This is a genomic window from Xenorhabdus khoisanae (assembly GCF_001037465.1).
Taxonomy (GTDB): Bacteria; Pseudomonadota; Gammaproteobacteria; order Enterobacterales; family Enterobacteriaceae; genus Xenorhabdus; species Xenorhabdus khoisanae.
Map to the genome: position 1 here is coordinate 1 of NZ_LFCV01000192.1, position 4,610 is coordinate 4,610.

The window sequence follows — 4,610 nt, forward strand, 5'->3', positions numbered from 1 at the left end:
TATAAGGGGTTTCGTATTGATCGAAGATTGCGACCATTGCGCGACACAGCTCGCTATCCGGTACGGTCTGCCATATTGCGCCGTTATAGTGGTAAACCGTTTCACTCTCAGGATTAACCGCTACCTTGCCGTAACGTTCAACCAGCAGCGCCCCGCGCTGACTGGCTGCCATTTGTGCCAGATTGTTACTGGCCTTTTTAGGCTTCGCTTCTTGGAGCACAACTGCTTCTGTTTCCATTCGTGTTTTCTCCCCTGCCTGATATAACCCGTTATTGAATGCCTGCTTTGCTGACTCAATACCGTACTTTTGGCGATAATCGTCCCAATCGGCTTTTAATGCCGTAGGCGGTAAAGTCACCCAACCGTTAATCGCTATAGCGGTATTTTCTGCCGCTATTTTGCCGACATTCTTTTTTAGCCTGCCGTTTTTGTCTCGTTCACCATGTTCGTGCCAATCATTATCAGCAGCAATAATGATTTTCTCGCTTGGCCATTGCGTTCTGACCAATTCGGCAACGGTGAGTAAATTACTTTCATCAATGGCTGCTAACACAACGCCTTTATGCAATTGCCTGACAGTTAAAGCAGTGGCATAACCTTCGGTAATGATGAAAGTGTCTGGCGTTCCGGTAATTTGGGATAAGGGGGTAAAACTGCCTTTCTTCTGCGTACCGGAAACAAGGCGTTTTTCACCGTTCGGCTTAATGATCTGAGCGCCCGTGATTGTGCCGTCTAATGTCTGAGTGACCAGCAATAGCGATCCATCTTTCAATAGCCGCTGATTGGGGCATTTCAGCCCCTTTTTAGTCAGATATTGAGATTCACCCGTAACCGTGCTAGCAATCAGTGCCGCAATACGTTCAGCTATCGGCTTGGCAGCTCGCGGCTGTTTTTCAACGGTTTTTAGGTCAGGTAAAGGCATTACCAGCACCTCAGCCACCAATTTAGCCGCTGCATAAACCGTGATCCCTTTGGTTCTCGCGACTAAATCCAACCCATCACCATGATTCGGCTCATCACACTGGCGACAATGCCAGTCGCCGTGATGGTTATCATCGATAAAGTGAAAGCGATCAGTACCGCCGCATATCGGGCAAGCGCCATGCTTACCCTTTAACGGAACGTCAATCCCACAGGCAGGCAATAACAGTTGCCAATGATTAGCAGCGGATTGCTTCACCGCTCGGATTACATCAATTGGGCGGCTTTTGGCGTTATGGTTTCCCTGACTCATACTCACGCATCCTCACCATTAACCACCGCATAAAGTGCGTGATAAACCTCATGATTGATATCACAGGCCAGCGACAACAAATCATGCAGCTCTTCCGAACAATGCTGGCTGGCCTGCTCAAGAATGACCTCATATAAAGAGGTACATAATCCCGCCCGAAATGAAGACTGGCCTAACGGATCGCTTTCCCGGCGTACAAGGCAATTAACTAATTTATTCGCTGGATTCTGTGGGACATGTTTTGACAGGTCGCGATAAACCTCCTGATGAATGCCGTAAGCCAGTGCAATCAGGTTATTTAAATTAGTTGCGCAGCGTTCATCTTTGGCTTTTTTGGTGATAAATGTGAAAAGTGAAATTCCCAGACTTGCACGATGCAGCGCCTGTTTTAATGAGATTGGTTTCTTATTCATGACGTGCCCCCTGACGTGATACGAAGATCAGTGAGGGTATTCCCGCCAATGAACGGGCTTCATTTTCGCTGTATGCCAGTACAATAATCAGGCGGACAGGATGAAGATCTATCAGCCGCTGAGTGCCGGATGCAATTAGGAATGTAAATTTTAGGCGAGTTTGGTTAGACTGTGTGTCAGCCATATCGTAAGTCTCCTTTACGTTCTGGTTAGACGCCTCGATAGTGTTGGTAGCACTTCGGGGCGTTGCTATTTTGAGCCTTAAATGACTCAAGGTGTATTTCACTTTATCCCTGAGAGAAATATACGTCAATACTTTTTCCTGTTTATTTTTAATGTATAATGAAATACACCAAATCAAAGAGGATTCAGTAATGGCAACTGGTGCGAAGAATGCAAAATCACAAATGACTACTGTTCGCATACCACATGAAGTTATGGAAAATATGGAAAAAGCTAAAAACAATGATGAAAGCAATGCTGGTTTTATTGTTACGGCAATAAAAGGTGAGATCAAACGCCGCCAGCGCAAAGCCAAAGCATCATCTGAGCAAGAATAATCAATTAACCCTCTTAATGAGGGTTGTCTTTCGCCTCTATTCCCTAAAATCAAACTGCTTTTAAAATGAGTTTGACCGCAGCCAATTAAGATAGTTAATTTTTTCATGACGTTATTATTTAATTTTCAAGTTTTCGGCTATACGGATTATTTATATTTTCTACCGTTGGCGGATTATGTACCCACCATAAAACATCACTTAATAGCCATGAAACAGAATTACGCCCTAATGGAACACGTTTAGGAAATCTGCCCTCTTCTTCTAATACCCAGCGACGAGAACGCGATAAACTTGAAAGATGTTCACATTCTTTTTCTCTTATTCTGCGATCATATTTCTCACCATATTCATTTAAAATTGATTGTCGTTCTTGTGGTGTCGGTGAAGTGAATTTCAATGCCATATTTTTATATTCTCCAAAAAAACAAAAACCCCGATAAACGGGGCTATTATTAATTCAATTTTTTTATTCAGGCTGCCAAATGCCTTTTATCCAGTCTTGAATCTCAGATAATCGATAAACTTTTGATTGTGGGCCTATTGTTATTTTTAAAGGGAATTGGCCTTCTTTTTCCAGTAAAGATCTGTGCCTTCTTCCCAATCCCGTTAACCATTCACATTCTTCTTCTCTAATTAATCTGTCAAGACCGTCTAAACCTTCTAATTCTTCACGCGTTAATATGTGTATCATTTTTTATTATCTCTCCCTCCTCAATAAAAGAATCCAAATAATTTACCCACCAGTAGAGCGCATTTCTTTTTTGTTCAATATATTGACTTCGGTTATATATTCCAGCGACGCCATTTAACGAATGACCTAATAATTGTTCAACAACATTATGCTCAAATCCGTTATCACTGAGCGAGGTAGCAAATACTCTTCGTATATCGTGTGCAGTCCACTTCTCTTTATGATTTAATCTCTTCCATATTTTCGCAATAGTTACACTTGCCGTACATTGCTTCATATCAAAACCAATAACATATTCTCGATTTTTTGTTGCTTTATTTAATAACAACAGCCAGTTTTTAAAATTACTTGGGATCGGTCTGATTATTTCCCTGCCATTTTTACTGTGCTCTGGTGGCACTCGCCATATATTATTCAAAAAATCCCATTCACTCCATTTTGAAAGTCGTATTTCGGAAAGCCTACAACCAAAAACAATTAAAAACCTAAGAATAATTCTGTTTTCGTGTGACATAATATGATTATCATATTCTTTATTCACATGACGCCATACTTCTCTTAATTCATCATTTGTTAACACTCTGTCTCTCCTATTTGCTTTTTCACCAACATCACCAATATCTAAGTCATCTATTTCATGATTAATTGCATATTTTCTTACTCGACAAAACTTCAATGCCTGTTGTGATATTTTTAAAAGTGCTCCCGCTTGTACTGGTGCCTTTCTTTTAATTTTATCAAAGCACCTAATCCACATTGATAATGTGCATTCCTTTAATGGAATATGTCCTATCTCAGAATAAATATGCTTGAAAAAACAACCTCTAATATGATCTACTGCTTTTCGTTTATTGATAGCATAATTATTAATCCAATACTCTATTGCCTCTTTTACCGTGACAGGTTTTAAAGAGTCTTCTTTTGTTATTTTTATCTGTATTCTTGGATCTTTTCCTTCGGCTAACCATACCCGGCATTCATCTCTTCGTTCCCTTGCTGCCTTAAGGCTCAAATCTGGGTATTTACCCAACGTCAACCATATAGGAGCACTTTCACGCCCATAAAGGCGGTAGAAAAAAACAAAGCTGATTGTACCCTGCTTACTTACCCTGATTGATAACCCGTTTCCGTCCGCTATCGTCTGCTGTTTTTCAACTGGTTTACCGTATAAGGATTTGAGTTTTTTATCACTGAGCTTGTTTACAGCCATTTAGCGAACCTTTTTCTATTTTGCAATACACATTGCAATACGCAGGGTGGTGTAACAACCCGCAAACACCAAAACGGATGAAAACACCAAATATCAATTTATTTTTATTTTTCATATGATTACAAACAACATGAGTACATCTAATCCCATATCAGTTACAGAGTTTATATGCTTGGTGAAAAAATTGTGCCGCGCTGACACTTGCTCTTTGGCCTTTTTCGCCAGCCGCCGCAGGTCATCCCAGCGCTTGCAGATACCTAATCCGGGATTCGCTTTCTGCCACACGGTTTCATCAAACGGGTCGTCATCTTTGTCCAGTGTGTAGATCAGGGCGAAAAAAGTATCATCGGGGGGCACCTGACCACGCAGGACCTTAACGGCATAATCACGCAGTTCGTAACAAATCCCTTCTTTATTAAAGCCAGCGGTGGTAATGCCGAACAACAACGACTGCAAACGCGCCCCCGTGGCCGTTTCCAGTACATCCCACACATCACGGGTT

General features: G+C 41.5%; 6 protein-coding genes and 1 pseudogene. 1 reads left to right on the top strand and 6 read right to left on the bottom strand.

Going from position 1 to position 4,610, the window contains the following annotated elements:
* From AB204_RS19760 to AB204_RS22920, 3 genes are all read right to left on the bottom strand, one after another.
* Positions 1 to 1,234 (bottom strand): toprim domain-containing protein (locus tag AB204_RS19760; RefSeq protein WP_047965102.1); only part of this gene is annotated, 1,234 nt, incomplete at its 3' end.
* Between the two features lie 2 nt (positions 1,235 to 1,236).
* On the bottom strand, positions 1,237 to 1,647 hold the full coding sequence (locus tag AB204_RS22600) for a hypothetical protein (protein ID WP_152671590.1): 411 nt from the start codon (positions 1,645 to 1,647) through the stop codon (positions 1,237 to 1,239).
* The gene (locus AB204_RS22920; protein WP_161796588.1) at positions 1,640 to 1,960 is read right to left on the bottom strand and encodes a hypothetical protein; all 321 of its coding nucleotides are present in this window, start codon (positions 1,958 to 1,960) and stop codon (positions 1,640 to 1,642) included. The genes AB204_RS22600 and AB204_RS22920 overlap by 8 nt, the downstream gene beginning before the upstream one ends.
* A gap of 61 nt (positions 1,961 to 2,021) precedes the next feature.
* Here AB204_RS22920 and AB204_RS22925 point away from each other — a divergent pair, with 61 nt between their 5' ends.
* Complete coding sequence (locus AB204_RS22925) at positions 2,022 to 2,207, top strand: YlcI/YnfO family protein (protein ID WP_047965103.1); 186 nt, start codon at positions 2,022 to 2,024, stop codon at positions 2,205 to 2,207.
* A 118-nt stretch (positions 2,208 to 2,325) separates the two neighbouring features.
* Here the strand turns inward: AB204_RS22925 and AB204_RS19785 are convergent, their stop codons facing one another.
* The 3 genes and pseudogenes from AB204_RS19785 to AB204_RS19795 form a co-directional block, all read right to left on the bottom strand.
* A complete protein-coding gene (locus tag AB204_RS19785) occupies positions 2,326 to 2,610 on the bottom strand; it encodes an AlpA family phage regulatory protein (RefSeq protein ID WP_047965104.1) in 285 nt (94 codons plus the stop codon).
* A 63-nt stretch (positions 2,611 to 2,673) separates the two neighbouring features.
* Entirely contained in the window at positions 2,674 to 2,898 is a 225-nt protein-coding gene (locus AB204_RS19790) for a helix-turn-helix transcriptional regulator (protein ID WP_047965105.1), read from the bottom strand.
* A pseudogene (locus AB204_RS19795) lies at positions 2,876 to 4,610 on the bottom strand (tyrosine-type recombinase/integrase); the annotation flags it as partial. The gene AB204_RS19790 and the pseudogene AB204_RS19795, both read right to left, overlap by 23 nt.

Bases quoted from the DNA above. Each gene is read 5' to 3' on its own strand.
- AB204_RS22925 (WP_047965103.1), top strand. From the start codon at position 2,022: ATGGCAACTGGTGCGAAGAATGCAAAATCACAAATGACTACTGTTCGC.
- AB204_RS19790 (WP_047965105.1), bottom strand. From the start codon at position 2,898: ATGATACACATATTAACGCGTGAAGAATTAGAAGGTTTAGACGGTCTT.
- AB204_RS22600 (WP_152671590.1), bottom strand. From the start codon at position 1,647: ATGAATAAGAAACCAATCTCATTAAAACAGGCGCTGCATCGTGCAAGT.
- AB204_RS19785 (WP_047965104.1), bottom strand. From the start codon at position 2,610: ATGGCATTGAAATTCACTTCACCGACACCACAAGAACGACAATCAATT.